33 protein-coding genes and 1 tRNA gene are annotated in these 23,429 nt (G+C 61.0%); 13 read left to right on the top strand and 21 right to left on the bottom strand.

The annotated features are described in order from the left end of the window. Nucleotides 1–95: 95 nt before the first annotated feature. Nucleotides 96–563 (top strand): NINE protein, encoded by a 468-nt coding sequence (locus AAC850_RS09665; RefSeq protein WP_340588526.1) that lies wholly within the window; start codon nucleotides 96–98, stop codon nucleotides 561–563. Here AAC850_RS09665 and AAC850_RS09660 read toward each other — a convergent pair whose 3' ends face one another. From AAC850_RS09660 to AAC850_RS09650, 3 genes are read right to left on the bottom strand one after another with little or no spacing between them, the layout of a single operon-like run. Beyond that, nucleotides 564–1,574 carry an NAD(P)H-dependent flavin oxidoreductase gene (locus AAC850_RS09660; protein WP_340588525.1) on the bottom strand — a complete coding sequence of 337 codons (1,011 nt, stop codon included), beginning with the start codon at nucleotides 1,572–1,574 and terminating at the stop codon, nucleotides 564–566. Between the two features lie 39 nt (nucleotides 1,575–1,613). Next, on the bottom strand, nucleotides 1,614–2,789 hold the full coding sequence (gene purT, locus AAC850_RS09655) for a formate-dependent phosphoribosylglycinamide formyltransferase (RefSeq protein WP_340588524.1): 1,176 nt from the start codon (nucleotides 2,787–2,789) through the stop codon (nucleotides 1,614–1,616). 34 nt (nucleotides 2,790–2,823) lie between these two features. Further along, entirely contained in the window at nucleotides 2,824–4,116 is a 1,293-nt protein-coding gene (locus AAC850_RS09650; RefSeq protein ID WP_340588523.1) for an aspartate kinase, read from the bottom strand. Nucleotides 4,117–4,169: 53 nt separating this feature from the next. Here AAC850_RS09650 and ubiG point away from each other — a divergent pair, with 53 nt between their 5' ends. Continuing rightward, nucleotides 4,170–4,919, top strand: a complete 750-nt coding sequence (gene ubiG, locus AAC850_RS09645; RefSeq protein WP_340588522.1) for a bifunctional 2-polyprenyl-6-hydroxyphenol methylase/3-demethylubiquinol 3-O-methyltransferase UbiG — start codon at nucleotides 4,170–4,172, stop codon at nucleotides 4,917–4,919. A gap of 78 nt (nucleotides 4,920–4,997) precedes the next feature. On the opposite strand, the gene AAC850_RS09640 is transcribed toward ubiG, so the two are convergent. Next, the gene (locus AAC850_RS09640) at nucleotides 4,998–5,354 is read right to left on the bottom strand and encodes an ArsC family reductase (RefSeq protein WP_340588521.1); all 357 of its coding nucleotides are present in this window, start codon (nucleotides 5,352–5,354) and stop codon (nucleotides 4,998–5,000) included. A gap of 82 nt (nucleotides 5,355–5,436) precedes the next feature. Between AAC850_RS09640 and AAC850_RS09635 the strand changes: the two genes are divergently transcribed. Further along, complete coding sequence (locus AAC850_RS09635; RefSeq protein ID WP_340588520.1) at nucleotides 5,437–5,826, top strand: DUF302 domain-containing protein; 390 nt, start codon at nucleotides 5,437–5,439, stop codon at nucleotides 5,824–5,826. Between the two features lie 20 nt (nucleotides 5,827–5,846). Here AAC850_RS09635 and AAC850_RS09630 read toward each other — a convergent pair whose 3' ends face one another. The 4 genes from AAC850_RS09630 to AAC850_RS09615 are packed head-to-tail and all read right to left on the bottom strand — an operon-like array spanning nucleotide 5,847 to nucleotide 7,741. Then, on the bottom strand, nucleotides 5,847–6,161 hold the full coding sequence (locus tag AAC850_RS09630) for an antibiotic biosynthesis monooxygenase family protein (RefSeq protein ID WP_340588519.1): 315 nt from the start codon (nucleotides 6,159–6,161) through the stop codon (nucleotides 5,847–5,849). Nucleotides 6,162–6,169: 8 nt separating this feature from the next. Further along, nucleotides 6,170–6,634, bottom strand: coding sequence for a crossover junction endodeoxyribonuclease RuvC (gene ruvC / locus AAC850_RS09625; RefSeq protein ID WP_340588518.1), 465 nt, complete (start codon nucleotides 6,632–6,634; stop codon nucleotides 6,170–6,172). Between the two features lie 10 nt (nucleotides 6,635–6,644). After that, nucleotides 6,645–6,995, bottom strand: a complete 351-nt coding sequence (locus AAC850_RS09620) for a DUF3147 family protein (protein WP_340588517.1) — start codon at nucleotides 6,993–6,995, stop codon at nucleotides 6,645–6,647. Beyond that, on the bottom strand, nucleotides 6,995–7,741 hold the full coding sequence (locus AAC850_RS09615; protein WP_340588516.1) for a YebC/PmpR family DNA-binding transcriptional regulator: 747 nt from the start codon (nucleotides 7,739–7,741) through the stop codon (nucleotides 6,995–6,997). Before AAC850_RS09615 ends, AAC850_RS09620 begins: the two co-directional genes overlap by 1 nt. 81 nt (nucleotides 7,742–7,822) lie before the next feature. Between AAC850_RS09615 and AAC850_RS09610 the strand changes: the two genes are divergently transcribed. Then, a complete protein-coding gene (locus tag AAC850_RS09610) occupies nucleotides 7,823–8,191 on the top strand; it encodes a VOC family protein (RefSeq protein WP_340588560.1) in 369 nt (122 codons plus the stop codon). Between the two features lie 27 nt (nucleotides 8,192–8,218). On the opposite strand, the gene AAC850_RS09605 is transcribed toward AAC850_RS09610, so the two are convergent. Together AAC850_RS09605 and AAC850_RS09600 are read right to left on the bottom strand one after the other, a co-directional pair. Then, nucleotides 8,219–8,455 (bottom strand): DUF2312 domain-containing protein, encoded by a 237-nt coding sequence (locus AAC850_RS09605; RefSeq protein WP_340588515.1) that lies wholly within the window; start codon nucleotides 8,453–8,455, stop codon nucleotides 8,219–8,221. Between the two features lie 90 nt (nucleotides 8,456–8,545). After that, nucleotides 8,546–8,863: a DUF1244 domain-containing protein gene (locus AAC850_RS09600; RefSeq protein ID WP_340588514.1), complete on the bottom strand. Its 318-nt coding sequence runs from the start codon at nucleotides 8,861–8,863 to the stop codon at nucleotides 8,546–8,548. Between the two features lie 66 nt (nucleotides 8,864–8,929). On the opposite strand from AAC850_RS09600, the gene pyk reads away from it, so the two are divergent. Then, on the top strand, nucleotides 8,930–10,378 hold the full coding sequence (gene pyk, locus AAC850_RS09595) for a pyruvate kinase (protein ID WP_422723190.1): 1,449 nt from the start codon (nucleotides 8,930–8,932) through the stop codon (nucleotides 10,376–10,378). On the opposite strand, the gene AAC850_RS09590 is transcribed toward pyk, so the two are convergent. Further along, on the bottom strand, nucleotides 10,369–10,923 hold the full coding sequence (locus AAC850_RS09590; RefSeq protein ID WP_340588512.1) for a hypothetical protein: 555 nt from the start codon (nucleotides 10,921–10,923) through the stop codon (nucleotides 10,369–10,371). The genes pyk and AAC850_RS09590 overlap by 10 nt on opposite strands. A 66-nt stretch (nucleotides 10,924–10,989) precedes the next feature. Beyond that, nucleotides 10,990–11,064: transfer RNA gene (locus AAC850_RS09585), tRNA-Gly, on the bottom strand. A 210-nt stretch (nucleotides 11,065–11,274) separates the two neighbouring features. Between AAC850_RS09585 and AAC850_RS09580 the strand changes: the two genes are divergently transcribed. Continuing rightward, nucleotides 11,275–12,222, top strand: a complete 948-nt coding sequence (locus AAC850_RS09580; protein ID WP_340588559.1) for a tetratricopeptide repeat protein — start codon at nucleotides 11,275–11,277, stop codon at nucleotides 12,220–12,222. Further along, nucleotides 12,219–12,833, top strand: a complete 615-nt coding sequence (locus AAC850_RS09575) for an LON peptidase substrate-binding domain-containing protein (protein WP_340588511.1) — start codon at nucleotides 12,219–12,221, stop codon at nucleotides 12,831–12,833. Before AAC850_RS09580 ends, AAC850_RS09575 begins: the two co-directional genes overlap by 4 nt. Nucleotides 12,834–12,986: 153 nt before the next feature. Here the strand turns inward: AAC850_RS09575 and AAC850_RS09570 are convergent, their stop codons facing one another. The 4 genes from AAC850_RS09570 to argB are packed head-to-tail and all read right to left on the bottom strand — an operon-like array spanning nucleotide 12,987 to nucleotide 15,690. Continuing rightward, a complete protein-coding gene (locus AAC850_RS09570; protein ID WP_340588509.1) occupies nucleotides 12,987–13,610 on the bottom strand; it encodes a MarC family protein in 624 nt (207 codons plus the stop codon). Between the two features lie 3 nt (nucleotides 13,611–13,613). Beyond that, the gene (locus AAC850_RS09565; RefSeq protein ID WP_340588508.1) at nucleotides 13,614–14,390 is read right to left on the bottom strand and encodes a hypothetical protein; all 777 of its coding nucleotides are present in this window, start codon (nucleotides 14,388–14,390) and stop codon (nucleotides 13,614–13,616) included. A 31-nt stretch (nucleotides 14,391–14,421) separates the two neighbouring features. Next, on the bottom strand, nucleotides 14,422–14,709 hold the full coding sequence (locus tag AAC850_RS09560; RefSeq protein WP_340588507.1) for a YggT family protein: 288 nt from the start codon (nucleotides 14,707–14,709) through the stop codon (nucleotides 14,422–14,424). A gap of 54 nt (nucleotides 14,710–14,763) precedes the next feature. Then, entirely contained in the window at nucleotides 14,764–15,690 is a 927-nt protein-coding gene (argB, locus tag AAC850_RS09555; protein WP_340588506.1) for an acetylglutamate kinase, read from the bottom strand. A 373-nt stretch (nucleotides 15,691–16,063) separates the two neighbouring features. Here argB and ppk2 point away from each other — a divergent pair, with 373 nt between their 5' ends. Both ppk2 and AAC850_RS09545 read left to right on the top strand, forming a co-directional pair. After that, nucleotides 16,064–16,837 carry a polyphosphate kinase 2 gene (ppk2, locus tag AAC850_RS09550; protein ID WP_340588505.1) on the top strand — a complete coding sequence of 258 codons (774 nt, stop codon included), beginning with the start codon at nucleotides 16,064–16,066 and terminating at the stop codon, nucleotides 16,835–16,837. Nucleotides 16,838–17,203: 366 nt separating this feature from the next. Beyond that, the gene (locus AAC850_RS09545; protein ID WP_340588504.1) at nucleotides 17,204–17,353 is read left to right on the top strand and encodes a hypothetical protein; all 150 of its coding nucleotides are present in this window, start codon (nucleotides 17,204–17,206) and stop codon (nucleotides 17,351–17,353) included. Here AAC850_RS09545 and AAC850_RS09540 read toward each other — a convergent pair. Together AAC850_RS09540 and AAC850_RS09535 are read right to left on the bottom strand one after the other, a co-directional pair. Continuing rightward, nucleotides 17,350–17,991 (bottom strand): DUF6969 family protein, encoded by a 642-nt coding sequence (locus tag AAC850_RS09540; protein ID WP_340588503.1) that lies wholly within the window; start codon nucleotides 17,989–17,991, stop codon nucleotides 17,350–17,352. The two genes, AAC850_RS09545 and AAC850_RS09540, sit on opposite strands and share 4 nt — an antisense overlap. After that, the gene (locus AAC850_RS09535; RefSeq protein ID WP_340588502.1) at nucleotides 17,954–18,175 is read right to left on the bottom strand and encodes a hypothetical protein; all 222 of its coding nucleotides are present in this window, start codon (nucleotides 18,173–18,175) and stop codon (nucleotides 17,954–17,956) included. The genes AAC850_RS09540 and AAC850_RS09535 overlap by 38 nt, the downstream gene beginning before the upstream one ends. Nucleotides 18,176–18,282: 107 nt before the next feature. On the opposite strand from AAC850_RS09535, the gene AAC850_RS09530 reads away from it, so the two are divergent. Both AAC850_RS09530 and AAC850_RS09525 read left to right on the top strand, forming a co-directional pair. Continuing rightward, entirely contained in the window at nucleotides 18,283–18,930 is a 648-nt protein-coding gene (locus AAC850_RS09530) for a hypothetical protein (protein WP_340588501.1), read from the top strand. A gap of 18 nt (nucleotides 18,931–18,948) precedes the next feature. Further along, nucleotides 18,949–19,404 (top strand): DUF4870 family protein, encoded by a 456-nt coding sequence (locus tag AAC850_RS09525; RefSeq protein WP_340588500.1) that lies wholly within the window; start codon nucleotides 18,949–18,951, stop codon nucleotides 19,402–19,404. Between the two features lie 285 nt (nucleotides 19,405–19,689). Here AAC850_RS09525 and AAC850_RS09520 read toward each other — a convergent pair whose 3' ends face one another. Next, nucleotides 19,690–19,842, bottom strand: a complete 153-nt coding sequence (locus AAC850_RS09520; protein ID WP_340588499.1) for a hypothetical protein — start codon at nucleotides 19,840–19,842, stop codon at nucleotides 19,690–19,692. A 211-nt stretch (nucleotides 19,843–20,053) separates the two neighbouring features. Between AAC850_RS09520 and AAC850_RS09515 the strand changes: the two genes are divergently transcribed. Beyond that, on the top strand, nucleotides 20,054–20,485 hold the full coding sequence (locus tag AAC850_RS09515) for a nuclear transport factor 2 family protein (protein ID WP_340588498.1): 432 nt from the start codon (nucleotides 20,054–20,056) through the stop codon (nucleotides 20,483–20,485). Between the two features lie 46 nt (nucleotides 20,486–20,531). After that, nucleotides 20,532–21,140, top strand: a complete 609-nt coding sequence (locus AAC850_RS09510; protein ID WP_340588497.1) for a thermonuclease family protein — start codon at nucleotides 20,532–20,534, stop codon at nucleotides 21,138–21,140. 19 nt (nucleotides 21,141–21,159) lie between these two features. Here the strand turns inward: AAC850_RS09510 and AAC850_RS09505 are convergent, their stop codons facing one another. After that, nucleotides 21,160–22,338 (bottom strand): SIR2 family protein, encoded by a 1,179-nt coding sequence (locus AAC850_RS09505; RefSeq protein WP_340588496.1) that lies wholly within the window; start codon nucleotides 22,336–22,338, stop codon nucleotides 21,160–21,162. An 8-nt stretch (nucleotides 22,339–22,346) separates the two neighbouring features. Beyond that, the gene (locus AAC850_RS09500; RefSeq protein WP_340588495.1) at nucleotides 22,347–23,402 is read right to left on the bottom strand and encodes a ribonucleotide-diphosphate reductase subunit beta; all 1,056 of its coding nucleotides are present in this window, start codon (nucleotides 23,400–23,402) and stop codon (nucleotides 22,347–22,349) included. Between the last annotated feature and the right edge of the window lie 27 nt (nucleotides 23,403–23,429).

The raw sequence follows: 23,429 nt of genomic DNA, 5'->3' as shown, positions 1-23,429 counted from the left end.
AGAGCGGGATTGGTCGAACCGGCGTTCCATATCCCCACGTCCCTTGATATTGCCCGTATTTAGGGCAGTCTTGCTGGGCATATGGGAGTTTAGGAATGCCAAGCCGTTCAGAAGAAATCCGCGCGATGCTCAAGAAAGGGCCGCTGGACGAGAGCAATCCATCACTCAGGGTCAACCCGGAACCATCTTCGCCATTACCGACAAGCAGAACTGCCCCGGCAGGGTCGCGGATCAATTGTCCGATCTGCGACGAGGACATTTCGGCTCGCGCGCGCAAATGCCGTCATTGCGGTGAAACGCTCGACCCGGCGCTGCACCAGCGGGACATGATGCGGCAGGGCGCAGGCGTCCCGTACACCCGTACGAAAAGCAAAGTCGCCGCAGGCATTCTCGCAATCCTGCTCGGCGTTGTGGGGGTCCACAAATACTACCTCGGCCGGATCGGCCAGGGCATTCTTTACACGCTGTTTTTCTGGACCGGCATTCCAACGCTCCTCGGCATCATCGAAGGGATTATTTACTTGACGATGGACGACGAACGCTTCTGGACGAAATACGGCTGATCAGCGCCGTGTAAGCGCGGCTTCGCTTTCGGCCATCAGTTGCTGGATGATATCGGCGACGGGTTCTTCCTGCTTGACCATGCCGACGCTTTGTCCGGCCATCAGCGAACCGTTTTCGATATCGCCATCGATCACTGCACGGCGCAATGCCCCTGCCCAGTAATGTTCGATCTGAAGCTGTGCTTCGCCCATGTCGACTTCGCCTGCATCGAGCACGCCGGCGACTTCGCGCTGCTTGGCGGTGAATTCCTCGGTGCCCTTGTTCTTCAGCGCGCGTACGGGGATGACCGGCAGGCGCGGATCGACCTGAACGCTCGCTTCAGCGTCGCGCGCCTTGGCGCGGAAGAAGGCTTTCTTGAAATCGGGATGGGCGATGCTTTCGGTAGCGCAGGCAAAGCGAGTGCCAAGCTGCACGCCAGACGCGCCCATTTCCAGATAGCCCGCCATTGCCTCGCCGCGGCCAATGCCACCGGCGACGAATACCACGTGATCTTCGCTCAGCTCGGGCAGGAATTCCTGCGCCAGCACGCTGGTGGAAACCGGGCCAATATGTCCGCCAGCTTCCATGCCCTCGATCACCAGCGCATCGGCACCCGATCGCAATAGCTTCTTCGCCAGCGCCAGCGTGGGTGCGAAAACGATGACCTTGGCCCCGAAAGCCTTGATCGCCTCGACACTGCCTTTCGGCGGAATGCCGCCTGCCAGTACGACATGGGTCACTCCGTGCTTGCCGCAGACCGCAATCAGGTCGGTCAGGTCGGGATGCATGGTGATGAGGTTCACGCCGAACGGCTTGTCGGTCATCGCCTGGGTCGCGGCGATTTCTCCGTCGAGCAATTCGGGTGTCATCGCGCCGCAGGCGATCACGCCGAAGCCGCCGCCATTGCTGATTGCCGAAACGAGATTGCGCTCGGAAACCCAGCTCATCGCGCCGCACATTATGGCGTATTGCGTACCGAGAAATTCGCAGCCGCGCGCCATCAGCGCGGCAGTCTTGGGATAGGTGCTCATGCTGCGGCGCTTAGGGCGCAATCCGCCGCTCGGCAAGCATCAGCGCGCATAGGTGATCCGCACCTTGTCAGCCGAGGCCTTCGCCTTGCGCCGCGCCTCGTCGGTATCGCTTGCTGTCGCCAGCGCCACGCCCATCCGGCGGAAGGGGCGACTGGTGGGCTTGCCGAAAATGCGCAGGTCGGTGCCCGGCTCGCCTAGTGCCTCTGCCAATCCATCATAGCCAAGCGCATCGCTGTCGCGGTCCGCAAGCACTACTGCCGACGCCGAGGGGCGCGCGCGCAATTCTGCAGGAACCGGCAGGCCGAGGATGGCGCGGGCGTGAAGATCGAATTCGTTGAGGTTCTGGCTAACCAGCGTAACCATGCCGGTATCATGCGGGCGCGGGCTGAGTTCGGAGAAGATTACCTCGCCCCCCTTCACGAAGAATTCGACGCCGTACAGGCCAAATCCGCGCCCTGCCCCACCGAGGTTTTCTACCACTTTGCGCGCCATGTCCTGCGCCGCAACAAGCGCCGCGTCAGACATGGCCATGGGTTGCCAGCTTTCCTGGTAATCGCCGCGCTCCTGACGGTGGCCGATCGGCGGGCAGAAGGAAATGCCGGCCGCATGGCGGACGGTCAGCAGTGTAATCTCGTAATCGAAGTCGATAAACTGCTCGACAATCACGCGCAGGCGATCACCGCGCATGTTGGCTACGGCCATGTCCCACGCGCCCTCCAGTTCCGCTTCCGATGATACGGTCGACTGGCCCTTTCCGCTCGAAGACATGACCGGCTTGATCACGCAGGGAAAGCCAGTGTACGCCGCGCCTGCCCGCACTTCTTCCAGTGTTTGAGCATAGCGATAGCGCGAGGTCGTGAGGCCAAGCTCTTGCGCCGCAAGATCGCGGATCGCATCGCGGTTCATTGTCAGCTGGGTGGCTCGGGCGGACGGGACAATATTGAAACCTTCCGCTTCCAGCTCGGCCAGCACTTCGGTGCGGATCGCCTCGATTTCGGGCACGATATAGTCGGGCCGGTGCGCTTCGACGGCGCTGCGCAGCCGTTCTCCATCGAGCATCGAGAAAACTTCGCGCGCATCGGCCACCTGCATGGCTGGCGCGTCATCATAGGCATCGCAGGCGATGACATAGGCACCCAGCCGCTTGGCCGAGATCACGAATTCGCGGCCCAGCTCGCCCGAACCGAGGAGGAGGATCTTCGCGATATGGCTCATGGGGTTCTCTCCTCCCGTTTTCGATCGAGCTTGCCTATTCGGCAGCCGCGCCGATTTCGTCGGGAGCGTCGAGCCCGTAGGCCGTGTGCAGCACGCGCACCGCCAGTTCGGTCTCATCCTCGTCGATCAGCACGCTGACCTTGATTTCGGAGGTCGAGATGGCCTGCACGTTAATTCCGCGATCGGCCAGCGCCTTGAACATGGTGGCGGCAACGCCCGTATGGCTCTTCATGCCCATGCCGACCACGCTGATCTTGGCTACCTTGCTGTCAGTGATCACCCGGTTGAAACCGAGCGAACCCTTGCGGTCTTCCAGCAGGGCCTGGGCGCGCGCCAGTTCGGCCTGCGGCACGGTGAAGGTCACGTCGGTCTCACCCTTGTCGCGGCCTACGTTCTGGATGATCATGTCGACATTGATGCCGGCCTCGCCCAGCGGGGTGAAGATATCGGCAACCGCACCCGGCTTGTCGGGCACGCGGGTCAGCACGACGCGGGCCTCGTTCTTGTCATGCGCGATACCTGTAACCGATTGACGTTCCACTTGGCCTTCCTCCAGTAATTTCGCCATCTCCGCTTCGGAGACGATCATTGTGCCCGGCAAACTGTCCGCTGGCGGCGATTCATCATCGATGAAGGACGACAGAACCTGCACCGGCACATTATGTTTCATCGCCAGGCTGACAGAGCGTGTCTGCAGGACTTTCGCGCCCACCGATGCCAGCTCCAGCATTTCCTCGAAAGCGATATGCTTGATCTTACGCGCGCGCGCCACGATGCGCGGATCGGTCGTATAGACCCCGTCGACATCGGTATAGATATCGCAGCGATCCGCGCCGATTGCTGCGGCCACTGCAACTGCCGAAGTGTCCGACCCGCCGCGCCCCATGGTGGTGATGCGGTCCGAATCGCTGATCCCCTGGAAGCCGGGGATGATAGCGATTTCCCCGTCGTCCATGCTTTCAAGCAGGCGCTCTGCGTGGATTTCGCCGACGCGGGCATTGGCGTGGGCAGAGAAGGTCTTGAGCGGCAATTGCCAGCCAAGCCAGCTGCGCGCCTTGCAGCCCATGCTTTGCAGCGTGAGCGCCAGCAGGCCCGCAGTCACCTGTTCGCCGCTGGAAACCACCACGTCATATTCAGCCGGATCGTAGATCGCATTGGCCTCGCGGCAGAAATTCACCAGCCGGTCCGTCTCGCCCGCCATCGCGGAAACGACGACGGCGACCTGGTTGCCCCCGGCGGCCTGCGCTCTCACGATATTGGCCACACGGCGAATCCGCTCGGTGCCAGCCACCGATGTTCCGCCGAATTTCATTACAATGCGCGCCACTGCCGCCTCTTATCGGTATGGTTGAATGCCCCGCGCGCTGTTAGGGGTGCATCATGCCCGACGCAACTGTCACATCTGAAACCAGTTCCGCCACCATCCGTCCTGACGAGGCGGCGCATTTCGGCAGGTTGGCGCGCGACTGGTGGGACCCGAAGGGTTCCTCGGCCATGCTGCACAAGCTCAATCCGGTCCGGCTGGGCTTCCTGCGCGAAGCGATCGACATGCACTGGGGGGGCGATGTCGAGAGCGTGAAGCCGCTTTCCGGCAAGACTGCGCTGGACGTGGGTTGCGGAGCCGGCCTGCTGTGCGAGCCGCTGGCCCGCATGGGTGCGGACGTGACCGGCGTCGATGCCGCCCCTGAAAACACGCAGGTCGCCACGCTCCATGCCGAAGGAGCGGGTCTCGATATCCGCTATGTGCCGGGCGAGCTGGGATCGCTCGGACTTGGCCGGTTCGACCTTGTCACCTGCCTAGAAGTAATCGAACACGTTGCCGACAAGGCAGCATTCCTGCGCGAACTCGCCGGCCATCTCGCACCCGGCGGCCTGCTGGTCATGTCCACGCCCAACCGCACGCTGGCGAGCCGCGCGCTGCTGGTCGAAGGAGCGGAAGCGCTTGGCATGGTGCCCAAGGGCACGCATCACTGGGACGACTTCGTAACGCCGGAGGAACTGGAAGAATTGCTGGGTGCTGCCGGCCTTGCGGTCACGCAGACGAAGGGCATTGCCTTCTCACCATTCTCCGGCCTGCATATCAGCGATGATATGTCGCTGAACTACATCCTCACGGCGAGGTGCAAGTAACCGATTTGCAGACCGGTCCAGGCTAGAATGCTGCACCCCATGCTGCGCAGCAAAACGTTGTATTCACACGTAAACGTCTCAACAGAGTAGGTTTTCCCATTCGCTTTGGGTGAAGCCGACGAGCACCCGAGAACCATCATCGGTTTCGAGTACCGGTCGTTTGATCATGCTGGTATGCTCCTGCATCAGCGCGATCGCCTTGTCGCGGTCGATATCGGCCTTGTCGCTCTCGTCCACCTTGCGGAATGTTGTGCCGCGCCGATTGAGCAAGACCTCCCACCCGCAGCGGTCCGCCCAACGCTCCAGATTGTCCGCAGCAACGCCTTGCTTCTTGTAGTCGTGAAAGCTGTATTCCAGCCCCTGGCCATCCATCCATTTGCGCGCTTTTTTCACCGTGTCGCAATTGGGAATTCCGTACATCGTGATCTTGTTCATCGGGTTTCCAATCTATCCTGACGCCCGCGGCAATCGGGAACAATGCGCAGCCGTTTGCCTTCCCTTAGCAAAGGAGTTTTGCATGACCTACTACCTCGCAACGACGCTCGACATGCCATTCGAAGAGGCGGTGACCAAGACCGAAGAAGCGCTAGGACATGAAGGGTTTGGCGTCATCAGCCGGATCGACATCCAGCAAACCTTGAAAAAGAAGATCAATGTCGATTTTCATCCCTACACCATCCTCGGCGCATGCAATCCCGCTTTGGCGCATGAAGCGCTGCAGATCGAAGACAAGGTCGGCACGATGCTACCTTGCAATGTCGTGGTGCAGAGCCGGAAGGACGGTCAGACCGAAGTGGCGGCGATTGATCCGGTGGTGTCAATGAAGGGCATCGAAAATCCGCGCCTTACGGAAGCGGCAGAAGAGGTGAGAAGTCGGCTGGAACGTGTCATCGCCGCGCTGAAATAATCTGGGCGAAGACCCCGCGGTCAGTCGGGACGGGCAGAAACGAACTTACGGATCTGGGGATCATCACAGGCGTAGAGGGTATATTCGTCATACCAGCTCTCCCGCCCCTTCGCCTGTGCCACCAGGTGTTCCGCTTGCCGTCCCCACCTACGTGCCGATTGCTCATCCTGCCACTCGGACAGGGCAACGGCCTCGCCATCGTCTGACGTGAAGCTCTTGAAAGCAAGAAAGCCGGGCTGCTCGCGTGCCAGTTGTTCCATGCGATCCGCCTGCCGGTCATAGGCGGCAGTATCAATCCCGGCACATTTGCGATTGCGAAAGACCACCAGATACATGCAGCCCCCTATCCCAGATTGGCGTCGGCTATGGCGACAGCCAAGGCATCAGCCGCATCGGCCCCCTCGATCGGCGCGCCGGGCAGCAATACTTTCAGCATGGCTTGCACCTGCGTCTTGTCAGCGCCGCCGGTGCCAACGACAGCCTTCTTCACCAGCCGAGCGGCGTGCTCGCGCACTTCCAGATTGGCTGCACCACAAGCCGCAAGCACCGCACCGCGGGCCTGCGCCAGCTTCAGCGTTGATTGCGGGTTCTTGTTGGCGAACACCTCTTCAGCCGCCGCGCGGTCTGGCGCGTAGGTTGCAATGACCGCCGCAATCGCTGCGTGCAGGTGATCGAGCCGCTGCGCCATCGGTGCCTTGGCGTCGGTTTTGACCTGCCCGTTTGCAATATGGCTGATGCGCGATCCCTCGGTGCGGATGAGGCCCCAGCCGGTGCAACTGAGCGAAGGATCGAGGCCGAGGATCAGCATGGCGCCGCGCTCAAAACCTGATCCCCATTCGCGGGCCGAATTGCACCATTAGCAGGTACAGGCCGACAGTTACCGCGCAACCAATCGCCAGCGCCAGCCAGAATGGCAGGCCGCTGCGCAGCATTATCGGGATGAGCAGGAACATCGGCAGGCTCGGCAAGACGAACCAGAAGGTCGCCTCGCTATGGCGCGCCATATTCTCCGTGTCGGGCCGCGCGTGCCACAGGAAGATCATGCCAAGGATGGACACGAGTGGCAGGCTGGCGACCAACGCTGCCATCGTCGGCAGGCGCTTGCCGATTTCGGCAATGGCCGCGATCATCGCCCCGGCGAGCAGCGCCTTGGCGACGAGGCTCCACATCAGCCTTCCAACTTCTCCATGACGTCGTCGGAAATCTCGTAATTGCCCCAAACGGTCTGCACGTCGTCATCATCGTCGAGCACGTCGATCAGCTTAAGCAGCGTGCTGGCATTCTTTTCGTCCATGTCGACGGTAATGTTGGGCTTCCACGCCAGCTTGACCGTTTCGGCCTCGCCCAGCGCCTTTTCCAGGTCGGCGGCGACCTGGTGGAGATCGTCTGCTGCGGTCCAGATCGTGTGGCCGTCATCGGAACTTTCGATATCTTCCGCGCCGGCTTCCATCGCGGCTTCGAGCACCTTGTCCTCGTCCCCGACAGCTGCCGGATATTCGATCAGGCCGAGCCGTTCGAACCCGTGCTGGACCGAACCTTCGGTGCCGAGGTTGCCGCCATGCTTGCTGAAGGCTGTGCGCACGGCGGTTGCGGTGCGGTTGCGGTTGTCTGTCAGCGTCTCGACGATGATCGCGCTGCCACCGGGGCCGTATCCTTCGTAGCGGACCTCTTCGTAATTCTCGTCATCACCCGCGGTTGCCTTGTCGATCGCGCGCTGGATGTTGTCCTTGGGCATCGACTGCGCCTTGGCGGTGTTGACCGCCAGCCGCAGGCGCGGGTTCATGTCAGGATCGGGCGTTCCCATCTTCGCTGCCACGGTGATTTCGCGGCTGAGCTTTGAAAACAGATTGGACCGCTTTTTATCCTGCGCACCCTTGCGGTGCATGATGTTCTTGAATTTGGAATGGCCTGCCATGGGTGTCGCTGATCTCGAAATTTGCTGTAAAGGTGGCCCTTACCGCAGCATTGCGTGTGGTAGCAACCCGGAGGGAAGTCGATTCTGCACGGACTGGATCACGTCAACATCAGCACTGGCGACATGCGCCAGACGCTGGCGTTTTTCGAAGAGATGCTCGGGCTTCGCGCCGAGGCTGCGCCGCAGCAGGATCCGGCCCTGAACAGCTGGCTCTATGACAGCACGGGAAACGATCTCGTCCACGTCAACTTGCGCGAGCATCCGGCGCAGGATGGCCCGATCAACCACATCGCCTTTTCGTGCTCGGGCTATGACGACATGCGCCAGCGATTGACGCAGGCCGGACTCGCTATCACCGAACTCGATAATCGCAAGACGATGGGTGTCAGGCAGATTTTCCTGCGCGGACCCGAAGGTGCGCGGATCGAACTCCACTTCCGCGGCGACTAGGCCCGCACCAAGGCGAGCCCGCGAACCTTACCCCATGCCGAGCGCGGCCTTGTAGGTGTCGAGGATCATTTCCATTTCGCTGCGGTCGTTGTTGTCCATCTTCCGCAGGCGCACGATCTGGCGCATGATCTTGGTATCATAGCCAACCGCTTTCGCTTCCGAATAGACATCGCGAATATCGTCGGCGATGCCCTTCTTCTCTTCTTCGAGGCGTTCGATGCGCTCGATCAGCAGGCGCAGGCGGTCGTCGGTGGCTTCGGCCATTTCGTCAAAAACTCCGGATGATGTGAGAATCGGTTGGCCGCTCGTTAGCGCAGCCATCATGGTGCGCAAACAGGTAGCGAGAAATATTCCCTAGCGCAGGTCCGCCCGGTTGCGCGTCAGGCTTTCGGCCATGCGGTCGAGCTGCTCCTGCGTCGCTTCGCTCTGGCGCGTCGCTTTCCACTCATCCATCGACATTCCATGGATCAGCTCGCGCGCGGCTGCCTTGTCGCCTTCATATCCGGCATCGCGGATCCAGTCGGCAAGGCAGTTCCGGCAAAATCCGGACAGTCCCATAAGGTCGATATTCTGTGCATCGTGGCGGTGGCGAAGATGCCGCACAAGCCGGCGAAATGCTGCGGCGGCGACCGCGTCGGGCAATTCTTCGAGCGGGTCCTGATCGTCGTGCATACGATTGTGTCCTTGTTTTGTAGCAGGAGATTGCCATAGGCCATGCGCATGGCACAGCGAAACAAAGTGAAGCTCAAACCACGCGACCGCAAGGTCAAGATCCTCGCAACGACAGGCCCCGCCACTGCGGACCCCGATGTGCTGCGCCGCCTGTTCCTGGCGGGGGTAGATGCCTTCCGTGTCAACATGAGCCATGGTGAACACGCCGTCCATGCCGAGACATTCGCCAATATCCGTGCGCTGGAGCAGGAATACGGCCGCCCGATTGCGGTCTTGGCCGATCTGCAGGGGCCAAAGCTGCGCGTTGGCAAGTTCGCCGATGGCCGCGCCACCATTCCGCACGGGTCCAGCTTCACCTTCGACCGGTCAAGCGAGCCAGGCGATGCTACGCGCGTCGAATTGCCGCATCCTGAAATTTTCGAAGTGATCGAGGAAGGCCAGCGCCTGCTGGTCAATGACGGCAAGATGCGCTTCCGCGTGAAATCGGTGAGTAGTGATACGATTATTTGCAAGACCGAAGTCGGCGGCGTGATTTCCGATCGCAAGGGTGTGAACGTCCCCGATGCCGAAATCCCCATACCCGCGCTGACCGAAAAGGACCGCAAGGACCTGGCCTTCGCGCTCGAAAATGGCGCGGACTGGATCGGCCTGTCCTTCGTGCAGCGCCCCGAAGACCTTGCCGAGGCCCGCAAGCTGATGGGCGGAAAGGGTGCCTTGTGCGCCAAGATCGAGAAACCGTCGGCTGTGCGCCGCCTCGCCGAAATCATCGACCAGTCGGACGGCATCATGGTCGCGCGCGGCGATTTGGGTGTTGAGCTGGAGCCGCAGGAAGTTCCGCCGCTTCAGAAAAAGATCGTCAACGCCACGCGCCTGACGGGTAAGCCGGTGATCGTGGCGACGCAAATGCTCGAATCGATGATCGAGAGCCCGGCCCCTACGCGCGCCGAAGTCTCCGACGTTGCCAATGCCGTTTATGATGGGGCGGATGCCGTCATGCTCAGCGCCGAAACGGCTGCAGGCGACTGGCCTGAAGAGGCCGTGCTGATGATGGACAGCATCGCCCGCCAGGTCGAGAAGGATGAAGGCTATACGCAGCGCGTGCGCATGCTCGAAACTCCTCCCGATGCCACGACTGCCGATGCGCTGGCCCATGCCTGCATGACCATTGCCGACACGGTGAAGATCAGCGCGATCGCGGTGTTCACATTCTCCGGCAGCAGTGCGCGGCGCGTGTCACGTGAGCGCCCGGCGGTGCCCGTCATGGCGTTGACGCCCAGCATGGAAGTTGCCCGCCGGGTCGCGCTGCTGTGGGGTACGCACCCGGTCGCAACGCGCGATATTGGCAGCTTCGAAGAAATGGTCGCCAAGGGCAAGCGCATGGCGCTGCGGCACGGTTTCGGCGGATCGGACAGCCAGCTGGCCGTGATGGCGGGTGTTCCCTTCGGCCAGTCCGGCGCGACGAACCTGGTGCATGTGGTGAGCGTGCAAGGCGACGAGCTCGAAGGCTACGACTGAGGAATGATCGGTGGCGGCGCGTCAGCCTCCACTTCCTCCTGCACCACCTCCGCCTGCGCTTCCTCCTCCTGGATTGGCACTTCGTCCGACCAGCATTTTTCGAGCACCGTCAGCGTCCCCTCGACCCAGTTGGCGAGCGGGGTGTCCATGTTGGAGCTGAACGAGATATCGCTGCTGGTGTAGCTGTCGTAATGGGCACCGGCGCGCAATTCGTACCGTATACCGTCCAGTGTCAGGATCGTCGAACCATCCGGGCGAACCGGAATGCCGGGCACGTAAATCCTGGGCGGTGCGATTTGGGTCGCAGCCACCACCGCATCGCGCGCAGCCGGGCAGCGCCTTGTATCGGTCCAAGTGATGATGTTGCCGCCTTCGCTCTCAACCGTCCGGCGAAACCAGAACTGCAGCCGTCCCTGTCCACGCAGCACCCCTATCTCGACACTTTCGGGATCGCCAACCATCGATGGCGCGCGCACGAAAGCGAGGAAGGGTGTGAAATCCTGTGCTGCAAGCAACACGGCGAGTGAAGCAAAAGAGGCAAGCATATCCGGAGGATAGCGCAAGCGCCCTCGCATGGCGAGGGCCACGTTACAGACCGCGATTGTTGAAAATGGAGCGGGCGAGGCGATTCGAACGCCCGACCCCAACCTTGGCAAGGTTGTGCTCTACCCCTGAGCTACGCCCGCTCACTGGCGCTCATCCGGAAGGTGCTTCCGAATGGGGAGCGGCGCGGTTAGCACCGGCTTACACACCCTGCAAGAGGGAATCTTGCCGAATTCGTGCGCCCACCTCGCAATCTCGCTTCATCGCGCCTTCCCCCTTCACAAACCGCACAATAACGCCACATTGGGCACATAGGCGCGAGCAAGACGAACAGGAGCATTATCTTGGCCAGCATGGGACTAAATATCGACGAACAGAAAGCGGTTGAACGCTTCCGCCAGACGGTGGTGGAGCCGAGCCAGACCAAGCTGGTGATTGTCGATTTCTGGGCCGAATGGTGCGGGCCGTGCAAGGCGCTCACTCCGATCCTCGAAAAAGTCGCCGCCGAATATGCCGACAAGGGCGTGGTGCTGGCGAAGATCGATGTCGATTCCGAGAAATTTATTGCCGGCCAGTTTCAGGTCCAGTCGATCCCGACGGTCTATGCGATGTTCCAGGGCCAGCCGGTTGCCGATCTGACCCCGGCGCGCACCGAATCGCAGCTCAAGGCTGCACTCGACCAATTGCTTGAAAAACTGCCGATCCAGGCGGGTGCCGGCGGACCTGATGACCAGCTCGCGCAGATGGAAGCACAGGTGGGTGAAATGATCGCCATGGGCGAGCAATTGCTGGCTGCGGGCGAAAACGACAAGGCCGTCGAACTCTACAGCCAGATTTCCGAAAACGCTCCGCCGCAAATCGCGCACAAGCCCGAGGTGCAGGCGGGACTGATCCGCGCGCTGGCCTCCACCGGGCGCACCAAAGACGCGCAGGCCGCTTTCGATGCCCTGCCGGAGGAGTTGCAGGAAGATGCGCTGGTGAAGCAGGCGCATACCGCGCTCGAGCTTGCCGGATCGCAGGTCGACGCGGGCGAACTCCAGACGCTGCGCGCCGCCGCTGCCGAACGTCCCGCCGATACCGACGCCCAGCTTGCATTTGCCGAAGCCGCCTTCGCCGCCGGTGAGCGCGACGAGGCGGCCGATATCCTGCTGCGCGCCATCGAAGGCGCCAAGAGCGTAGAGGGCGAGGAAGGCGATGAGGCTGCCAAGGCCAAGCTGCTGCAGATGTTTGAAGCGGTGGGAATGGAAGACCCGTGGGTATCCGCCCAGCGCCGCAAGCTCAGCCTGATCCTGTTCGGATGAGCAGCAAGCGCATCTCCATCTTCCCGCTGACCGGGGCGATCCTGTTTCCCGGCCTGCAATTGCCGCTGCACATTTTCGAGCCGCGGTACCGGGCAATGGTGGGCGATGCGCTGGCGCGTGACCGGCTGATCGGGATGATCCAGCCGACCGAACCGGCCGACGATGCTCCGCTTTACCAGGTCGGCTGCATCGGCAAGATCAACGATGTCGAAACGAGCGAGGACGGGCGCTACAATATCGTCCTGCAGGGCGAGGCACGCTTCCGGGTGAAGCGTGAACTCGAAGTCACGACGCCGTTCCGCCAGGTCGAAGCCGAACTGATCCAGGAACCGCGAGAGGAGTATCTCTCGCTCGGCGAACGTGCCAGTTTCGAATATGAAGCGCGCAAATTCGCCGATGCGCAGGGCTATGCGATCGATTGGGATTCAGTTGCCCAGCTCGACGATGTGACGCTCATTAACGGGGTAAGCCAGATCGCGCCATTCGACGCTGCCGCAAAGCAGGGACTGCTGGAATCGCCAAACCTGCGCGAACGGTGCGACCTGCTGGTGAGCCTGCTCGAATTCTTCGGCAAGGGCGACCCGGACGAAGGCCACGTCACGTTGCAGTGATTTTCATAAAGACGCATCCGCGACTTCGAAAACTGGAGCAAGATTCGGTGCCGGGCAAGCACCGACAGAGCGCGACTGCGCGACCGCAGGTGCCCTGTAGCGGAGCGTAGGGAATAGCACCGAGGACGCTCGCTCGGATGGGCGAGCGCAAGACTAGACGTTAAAACTACCGCGCAGTCCGTCGATCACATATTGCGCCGCGAGCGCGGCCAGCAAGACACCGAGCAAACGCGTGATCACCGCCTCCACTCGCGCACCGAGCAGGCGGATCAGCGGTCCGGCTGCGATCAGCGCGAGCATAGTGAGCAGCAACACCGCGCCCAACGCGCCGAGCACCACCAGCGTTTCTTCCAGACCTTCAGCTTCGTTCTGTAGCAGCATGATCGCGGCGATCGCGCCGGGTCCGGCGAGCATCGGCATGGCCATGGGGAAGACAGAGACGTCTTCCACTTCGGGCGTTGCGGCGACCCTTTCGGCACGCTCCTCGCGCCGCTGGGTGCGCTTTTCGAAAACCATTTCCCATGCGATCCAGAACAGCATCAGGCCGCCGGCAATGCGGAAGCTATCGAGTTCGATATGCAGCGCGCCGAGCAAATCCTGCCCGAACAGCGCAAACACCAGCAAAATTATCGCCGCGATAAAGCACGCGCGGATCGCCATGTTGCGCGCCTGCGCCGGTGCGGCGCCTTTGGTCAGCCCGGCATAGATCGGTGCGCATCCGGGCGGGTCGATCACGACAAACAGCGTGATGAAAGCGGAAAGAAACAGTTCGAGCATGGCTTAATCGCTCCTGGGCGGCACGACGAATTCCGCGGCCTGTTGCCACTCGCCCCCGCGCCACCAATCCACTGTGACTGCCCGCGTTCCATCAGCGAGCTGCACCCACTGCCATGTCATCGTTCCATCATCCGATTGAGCTGATCCGCTGCGGGTGCCTTGTGACAGCTCGGGCCTTGTGAATCCATAGAACGCACCGGTGCGCGGACAATCGGCGACGCGCCCTTCGATGGACCCCATTCCGGGCACCAGGATGAATTCCTCCCCTTCGGGCACGTCCGGCCCGGCTTCAGGCTCGGGTTGCGGGTCGTCGAGCGCGCCGATGTCATAGGTCCATTTGTAGTCGCGGTCGGATTGCAGCTCCCATACGGTAACGTACGAGCCCACATCTCCGCTTTGTACCTGCATCCGCCCGAACGTTACCGCCAACGTGCCATCGCAGCTTGTCCAGATGGTGTTGGGCGTCCAGGCGGTCGATGTTTCCGGGTCTTCAAGATTCGCTGTGAATACCTCGATAGGCACCGGACCGTTCCGACCATGAATCACGGCATCGGAAGCGGCGTATGCGCGAAAGGCAGTCCACTGCCCCTCGTCGCGCGCCATGCGGGCAAAGGCGATGTCGGCAGCAGCTACCCGGCCCGGATCACCGATAGTCCCGATCCGGTCGAGCGTACGCTCGGCCGCGCGGCCTTGCTGGGCGTGGCGCTGTTGCTGCGGCGAAGCGCATGCGGAAAGCAGTACAGCGAGCGCAGCCGATGCAATAAGATGTCTACCAGTCATGGCGCGCCCCTGCGCTCAAGCCCGGCTTTTGTCAAAGCGAGGCTGTGGCAACATCGCTGAGGATGAATATCAAGGCGTTCAGAGCAAGGATGAGCACGATCGGCGAGAAATCGATGGCTCCGGTGTCGGGCAGGATCTTGCGGATCGGGCGCAGGACCGGATCGAGCAGGGAATTGATCGAGCGATAGACCTGCATCAGGAACTGGTTGCTCGGGCTGACCACGTTGAAAGCGAACAGCAGCCCGATAACGAATTGAATGATCACGAGAAAGATGATCGCATTCGCAATCATGGCAACAATATTGATGAGGGCGAGCACGCCTGTCTCCTAAGAATTCGTGTAATGATCAGTGTATCACTTGGGTAATACGGGTCAAGCTGCGCCGTCACCATTGCTGACGAGCGTACCTGCACCTCGGCTGGTGAAGAATTCCAGCAGCATCGCATGGGGAACGCGCCCGTCGAGCACCACGGCAGCCTCGCAGCCGGCTTCCACCGCATCGACGCAGGTCTGCAATTTGGGAATCATGCCGCCGCTGACCGTGCCATCTTCTCGCAATGCGGCGATATCGGAAGGCTTGAGGTCCGTCAGCAGCTTGCCCTGCTTGTCGAGCACGCCCGCGACATCGGTCAGTAGGAACAGCCGCGCAGCCCCCAGCGCCGCCGCCAGTGCGCCCGCCATCGTATCGGCGTTGATGTTGTATGTGTGCCCCTCCCCGTCGCTGGCAATAGGGGCGACGATGGGGATCATCCCGGCATCGCTGGCGGTCTTGAGGATCGTGGTGTCGACATGCTTTGGCTCTCCGACAAATCCAAGATCCACCGCCTGTTCGATCTGGCTGTCGGGGTCTTTCACGGTGCGGCTAACCTTTTCGGCGAGTACCATCTTGCCGTCCTTGCCGGACAATCCCATGCCCTTGCCGCCCGCCTGGTTGATCCAGCCGACGAGTTCCTTGTTGATCGCGCCGGACAAGACCATTTCGGCAACCTCGGCGGTGGCCTTGTCAGTAACCCGCAGGCCGTCGACAAAAGTGCTTTCAACGCCCAGCTTCTTCAGCATCGCGCCGATCTGCGGACCGCCGCCATGGACGACCACCGGATTGATGCCAACCGCCTTCAGCAGCACGATATCTTCGGCAAAATCGCGCGCCGCCTCGGGATCGCCCATGGCATGGCCGCCATACTTCACCACGAAACTGCGCCCGGCATATCGTTGGAAATAAGGCAGTGCCTCGATCAGCGTCTCGGCCTTGGACAGCATCCTGTCGTCTGCAGGGGCGGAATAGGTGTGCTCGTTCATGACGCGGGCAATAAGCGGCAAGTGCGCGAAGGGCCAGTTTTTCCTTTATTGCCGAAGCACCAAAACTTAACTGGCTGGTAACCAAGCACCGATTATGCTCCGCTCGACCGGCCCGTAAGGGCCTTATTTGGGGGGAAGGCCATTGCGTGCCCCGACAGACACGAACGATTCCAGTCACGGCGGCCGACGCACGACCAAAAGGCGCAAGGAGCAAGTTCCGTTCAAAGCTCCAGATCGCCGCGAGGATGAGCGTCGCAGCGGCGACGAGCGCCGGCAAAACCCGCGCGTCCCGCTCGACTGACGGACTTAGCCATCCGCCACACGCCGCCGCGATGGCTGGTCTTTGTCGCGCGCTTGCGGCAAGACTGCGGGTATGAAACGCAAGCAATACGAAGACCTGCTCGAACCGCTCGAGCTTGAACTGGTCGCCATGGCGCGCTGGGCGAAAGCTACCGGTGAACGCATCTGCGTGCTCCTCGAAGGGCGCGATACCGCAGGCAAGGGCGGTACGATCAAGGCCATTTCACAGCGGCTCAACCCGCGCCAGTGCCGCGTGGTGGCGCTCCCCAAACCCAGCGATGTCGAACGTTCGCAATGGTATTTCCAGCGCTATGTCCCGCACCTGCCGGCCGCAGGCGAAATCGTGCTGTTCGACCGCAGTTGGTACAACCGCGCGGGCGTGGAAAAAGTCATGGGGTTTGCGTCTGACAAGCAGGTGACCAAATTCCTGCACGAAGTCCCGACTTTCGAGAAACTGCTGGTGGAAGACGGGATCAGGCTGTTCAAATATTGGCTCAGCGCCGATCAGGCGAGCCAGGAAGAGCGATTTTCCGAAAGGCTGGAAGATCCGCTCAAGCGTTGGAAACTTTCCCCAATAGACGTCAAGGCCCGCACCCGCTTTGCCGAATATACCGAAGCGCGCGAGGCCATGTTCGCTGCAACCCACACCGAACACGCGCCTTGGACGGTGGTCGATTACAATGACCAGAAGCATGGACGCCTTACGCTGATCCGCGACCTGCTCGATCGGCTGCCCGACACCCATGTGCCGACCGAAGATCTCGACTGGCCCGACCTTGGGCACCCGCCACTCGGCGAAGAATTCGACCTCATCAAGCCCATTGCGCCTTTCCCGCTGGAGGATTGAGCGCTGGTCGAACACGCCAGATTCGACCGTGGCTGGCAGCGCAAGCGGCGCTGGCGCCGGTGGTGGAAGCGCTGGAGCTGGGCGCTGCTGTTAATCGCGTTTCTCGGCGGCAGCTGGGCAATCAGGCAGGCGGGGCTGGTCGATGGAGAATGGCAGGAGGTAACGCGCCAGTTCCCGATTTGCGGATCGGCCACGCGCGCTTCGGGATGCGTCATCGACGGCGATACCCTCGCGATCGGCGAACGCCGCATCCGCTTTACTGGCTTCGACGCGCCTGAACTCAATGGAGCGTGCGAGGCAGAACGTACCAAGGCAAGCGAGGCACGGGGCGCACTTTCCCGCTGGCTCAGCGCCGCACCTTTCGAAATGGAAGCCGCAGAAGATGGGCCTTTCGACCAATACGGTCGTGAGCTGCGCGCGGCCCGGCGTGGTGATGAATATCTCGCTGATGTCATGATCGAGGGCGGTTTGGCACGCGACAATGGCTGGGGCGCTGGCAAAGCCGACTGGTGCTAGAGGCGAAAAGGCAGGCTGGCGAGGACTTCGGCATCGCGGCCGCGCGGACTTGTCTTCGCAAGAGCCTCGTCCCGGCGCCGCAGCAGGTTCTCGATGTCGTCGCGGCACGCCGCCATTGCGCAGGTAAGCCAGCGACCGACATGTACAATCCCCTTGGCATCGCCTGCCTGCGACATGTCGATGCCATCCAACCGCGCGATGATTGCCTCGGCGGGAAGGAGGTACTCCTCCGTCACCCACTGGTTGGTCGCGATCCAGTGCGTGGGCAGGCCGTCGGTATCGAAGCATAGCGCGGCGACGTGGACCACCCTGGCCGCACCGTCCTTGTTGGGCACAGCGAGCGGTTCCATGCCTGCGAAAGCGGAAAGCGGCAGGAACATGTGAAAATGTCCATGCTCCTTCGGGCCGCGCTCCTCGGGGGGATGTGCGTGGTAGAACCACCGCGCGCGGCTGTCCGGGTCGATCGCATCGCCTTCGGGGTAGTGCGACCACTGGGTAAAGTCTTTTGGCGGCGCGGGCAGGACGCGTTCGACCAGCGACCTGCCTTCGCCCGCCATCGCTTCGCTGATCGCGAGCAACTCTGCAAGCGCGGCGTCACGGTCACTCGGCAGCGGCACAACAGCCCGCGTGATCCTCATCGCCGTAAGCAGCACAACAGCCGGCCTTTTCGGCCGCAGCGGCGCAGCAGCCCCCGTGCTCGGCTCCTTCTGCATAGGCCGCACAACAGGCACCGCAGATCGCATCGCATGCGCTCAGGGCCGGAGCGGCCAGCGCGAGGCCGCCGGCGACTTTCAGGAATTTGGTAAGGTTAGTCTCGGGCATCGTCTCTCTCCTCCGTCACTCTGGTGGTGCTCCTGAATTCGCTTCACCTGGCGGATCAGTTACCCAGTCGGCATGGCGCTGCGGGTTTTGCGTGCTAGGTATGCTGCATGACAGCTTACCGCACCCTCACCCCCCTCACCGCCACGCCGCTGGTTCTTGCCCTTGCAGCCTGTGCCAGCACCCCGTCAGTGCCAGCCCTGCCCGCGCCGCAGGAGGCGTTCTGGGAGGCGCTTTCCAGCCATTGCGGTGAAGCCTACGAGGGCGCGCTGGAGAGCGAGGATGCGCGCGATGCGGACTGGGCGGGCAAGCGCATGATCGCGCATTGGGCCGAGTGTTCGGACACACGCATTGCCATTGCCTTCCATGTCGAGGACGCAGGGCAGCCGGACGGCTGGAACCGCAGCCGCACCTGGCTTGTGACCCGCACCAGCGAGGGCCTGCGCCTCAAGCACGATCACCGGCACGAGGACGGGCACGAGGACGCCGTGACCCAATATGGCGGCGACACGCTTTCGACCGGCAGCCGCCGCGTGCAGGATTTCCCGGTCGATGCCTACTCGATCGCCCTGTTCGAACGCGACGGCCTCGATCTCTCGCTCACCAATGTGTGGCGGCTGGAGGTGGACCCGGCTGACGAGCGGGGCGGGCGTTTCACCTACCAGCTCACCCGCCGCAACGATCCGACGCGCCTGTTCCGCGTGTCATTCGATGCCAGCGACCCGATCGCCCCGCCACCGCCCGCCTGGGGCTGGTGAGGACAAGGAGGACCACGCATGACCGACGCTCCACCCACTCCGCCCGCGCCACCGCCCGCCAGTTCGGGTGTCACAATGCAGCGCACCTTCATTGTCGCCCTGCTCTACCTGCTCAACATCTTCCTGGGCTTCTCGGTCTTTATCGGCGTGATCCTTGCCTATATCTGGCGCGGCGAAGGCAATACGCAGGAGTGGGAGCGCAGCCATTACACCTACCTCATCCGCACCTTCTGGATCGGGCTTGGCGCGATGATCGGCTTCTGCCTGATGCTTGTTGCCACGATCATCATCCTTGCTGCGGCAGAGGCAGAGCGTGGCGGCCACTGGGATACTTCCTTCGCGATTGGGGCGATGTTCATCGGCATGGCGCTGTTCTTCCTCACCGCGATCTGGTTCTGCATCCGCAGCATCCTGTCGATGGTGAAATCGGGCAATCGCGAGCCGATGCCCCGCCCCAACACCTGGCTGTTCTGAGCGCCGAACAGCAGGCCGCGATTCGCCCAAGCGGATCGCCGCCGCCGCGCTATTATGGAGCACATGGAGCACAGTCCTGGTGCGGAAATCGCTAGCTCCCCAAAAGGCGGCAGAAATGGCGCAAATGCGCGGGATGACGAGCGTGTGGAACATCGACCCGACAGGGCCAGATGCGCACCGATGTAGGAAAGGGACAGGTGGCATAGCCCCCGAACGCCAACGGCCGCCCCTGTAACAAGGGCGGCCGCCGATCTGCGCCTGCAAGGGCGCGTCTATGCGAAGAGCCTATCTGCTCTGATCGCTGTGCGAGTCACGATCGAACTTTTCGCCGGGCTGTTGCGACTTCTTGCCGCCCTGCTGCTCCTGCTGCCTGTCACGATCGCTGCGCCCGGCGCCGCCCTGCTGGGGCTTGCCGGATTTCGACTGTTTCTTGTCCATGACAAATTTCCTTCGAAAATGTGGCACGGAACCATACCGGCCACGCAATACAAACGCCGGTCACGCGAAGCCGTGCCAAGCCTTGCGCCAATCGGAGTGAAATTCGCGCCGGAATTAAGGTGGTCAAGGGCGAGCGCTGGCAAGGCAAGGGCGGGTGCTAACGGGCAGCAATTCGTGCTATAAGGCCCGGTGTTGGCAAGGGGGGTGCGACATGAACAAGCAGCAGATGCTCGAGAAAATCGACGCGATTTACGATGCGCGCGTGCGCGGCGACGTGCCGGGAATGTGCGCCTGTATGGCCGAGGGCGCGACCTTCCGCTTTGCCGGGGAAAGCGCGATGGAGGACGGGTTCCGGGCGCAAGACGCGATTGCCTTTACAGAGGCGGTGCGCGCGCTCGACAATGGTATCGCGATGACCCGCGTTGACCGCCAGAACGCGCTGGCCGAAGGCAATCAGCTCGCCGGCCTGTGGAAATGCACCGTGCAATTCCCCGGCCGAGAGGCCTTCACGACCGAGATCTTCAACCTGTGGAGCTTCGACGATGACGGCCAGATCACCGACCTGACCGAATTCGTCGACACCGCGAAACTGAAGAGCGAGATGGCGGCTGTGGCCGATCAGGCCAAAAGCCCCGTCGCATGACTAGCTAGGTCTTGCGAGCCGGACAGATTTGTGAATTCTCCGCAACATGGGGCGACGTAAATCCAACGTACTTCCGTTCCGGAAACCGTTTCGCGCGGTGCCGCTGCGCCGTGTCGTGAACACACCGGGAGGAAGCACGCGACTTGCGGGGTTGTGGCACGCGCTGGTGCGCTGGCGGCTGCGCATTTTGCTCGCGGTATTTCTTGTCCTTGTGGCGGCGGATTCGTTTCGCGGGGGAGCAGTGGCGCATTGGGGATTTGCGCCGTGGACGCCGGAGCCGACCGCGAGCGATCCGGAGGCGGCGTGGTTCCAGCTATGCGTTGGACCGGTGCGCTATACCTGTGTCGTGGATGGCGACACGATCTGGTATCATGGCGAGAAGATCCGCGTGCTCGATATCGACGCGCCCGAAGTCTCGTCGCCGGAATGCAGGCGCGAGGCCGAGCTTGGCGAGCGTGCGACGCTCGCGCTGCGCGATGTGCTGAACGAAGGCCCATTCTCGCTCAGCCGCGACGGCTTCGAACCCAACCGCGACCGCTTCGGCCGCCAACTGCGCCGCGTCACCCGCGAAGGCGAGCCGATTGCCGAACGCCTGATCGGGCTGGGTCTGGCTGTGCGCTACCGCGCTGCGGGGCCGGGGTGGTGTGACGACTAATCTATAAGTAGAGTTTCAGCTAAGCAATTGTTCTGATGCCCAGAGGCTCGTCCGCAGCTCTCTTCAAATCTGGCTTAAGCGACATCTCCGAGATAAAGTCGCCAATTCCTTCGGCGGCCGTCTTCTTCACGTGGACAACTTCAACACGTACGCTAATACTTCCATCCGTTTTATTGGTACTCCAGCGACCGAGGTTCGTTAAAAATGATGCTTGCGCCCCTGGCTCCAGGATGACGATTTTGCCTCGGCGCTTGGTAGAAATCCATGATCTGAGTAGCGCGTTCATATGAGCATCTTGGAAGGAATAGCCGATAATTCCCATCGTAGTCGTCTTTTGAGCTATACGTTGAAACTCATGCCGCAGATTTAAGTACGGCCCGTTCGGATCAAGTTTGTCAGACTGTCCGCCGAATATGAGTGCTCTTTTAAAGTTACTCTTCTGTTCTGGATCAATTTCCACGTCATCACCATGCGAAAACCAATTAATTGATCCATGTATCTTTATGAACTTTATGGTTTCTGGAGAAAATCGTATCGTTTTTCGATCTCTCCATCTCCCTAATCCATAGTCGTATTTATACCCATTTGAGTCACAATTTTTCTCAAAGAGCAAATCGTAGTTTAGCGTTGCAACGACATCTGATTGCTGAGCGCAATATTCGGTGAGTTTCGATAAGTATTCATGATTATATTTGTCTGGGCTCAAACATTCCGCCAATGCGCGAACGTAAACCTCCAAGCTCATTTTTGGAGAATTAGATTCGATGGATTGACGAAATTCATTCAAAATATCGTCAAGTCGCCATCCATCTAGTTTTATGCTTGGTCCACGAGGGGAGCGATGGTCTATCTGTATTAATCCGTTTAGTTTTTGTTTAATCTTGGATGTATCTAAGCTGGGGCGCGCGAGTCCATCATCCCATGACGTAACAAATTCGTTGAGGGGGTCGTCTTCCCTCCGCGAAAATCGTTTCAATGCATCATAGACTTCTTCGACATTGACCTTGGCAAATGGACTCTGCCCGAGTCTCGCATTTCTTGTCAGAATCTTGGCGACAACGAATCCATAAAGCTGAGCTTCTGACGTTCCGCGAAACCTTTGCAGTTTGTCATAAATTTTTTCAGTCAGATTGATAGCTGTCGGGATTCCTGCGTCTACCGAAACACCAGCGCCCAGAAGCAGGCTTGAGCCGGCCAACTTTTATCTCACTCCGCAGCTTGCGTAGTATCGTCCCCGAACATGTCCGGACCCTCGTCCACAGCTTCTTCCTCGTTGGCGGCCTTGGCGTTCTGGCGCTTGTCGAAGCTTGACCACACGTCGTTCCAATTGCCCTTGGTGGCGGCCTTGGAATATTCGGTGGCGCGGGTTTCGAAGAAGTTGGCGTGCTCCACGCCGTTGAGCAGCGGGGCGAGCCAGGGGAGCGGGTGGTCTTCGACCATGTAGATGTTCGGCAGGCCAAGCTGGCTCAGCCGCCAGTCGGCGATGTAGCGGATATACTTCTTGATTTCCTTCGCCGTCATGCCGGGCACGGGGCCCTGCTCGAACGCGAGATCGATGAAGGCATCTTCCAGCCGCACCGTCTTCTGGCACATGTCCATGATGTCTTCCTTCACCGACTTGGTGAGGCAGTCACGCTCGGCACAGAAGGCGTGGAACAGGCGGGTGATGCCTTCGCAGTGCAGGCTTTCATCGCGCACCGACCAGCTGACGATCTGGCCCATGCCCTTCATCTTGTTGAAGCGCGGGAAGTTCATCAGCATGGCGAAGCTGGCGAACAGCTGCAGCCCTTCGGTAAAGCCGCCGAACATCGCCAGCGTGCGGGCAATATCCTCGTCATTGTCGACGCCGAATTCCTGGAGGTAGTCGTGCTTGTCCTTCATTTCCTCATATTCGAGGAACATGCCGTATTCGCTTTCGGGCATGCCGATGGTGTCGAGCAGGTGGGAATAGGCGGCGATGTGCACCGTCTCCATGTTGGAGAAGGCGGCCAGCATCATCTTTACCTCGGTCGGCTTGAACACGCGGCCGTATTTTTCGTGGTAGCAATCCTGCACCTCGACATCGGCCTGCGTGAAGAAGCGGAAGATCTGGGTGAGCAAATTGCGCTCATGATCGGTGAGGTTCTGCGCCCAGTCGCGGCAGTCCTCTCCCAAGGGAACTTCCTCGGGCATCCAGTGGACCTGCTGCTGCCGCTTCCAGAACTCGTAGGCCCACGGATATTCAAAGGGCTTGTAGGTCTTGCGGGCTTCGAGCAACGACATCTGGTATCTCCGGCGGTAAGTGCGAAC

Origin of the sequence: Erythrobacter alti, assembly GCF_037996805.1 — a bacterium.
Taxonomy (GTDB): Bacteria; Pseudomonadota; Alphaproteobacteria; order Sphingomonadales; family Sphingomonadaceae; genus Alteraurantiacibacter; species Alteraurantiacibacter alti.
Note: the sequence above shows the minus strand (reverse complement) of the source record. Positions and strands in the feature narration are given on the sequence as shown.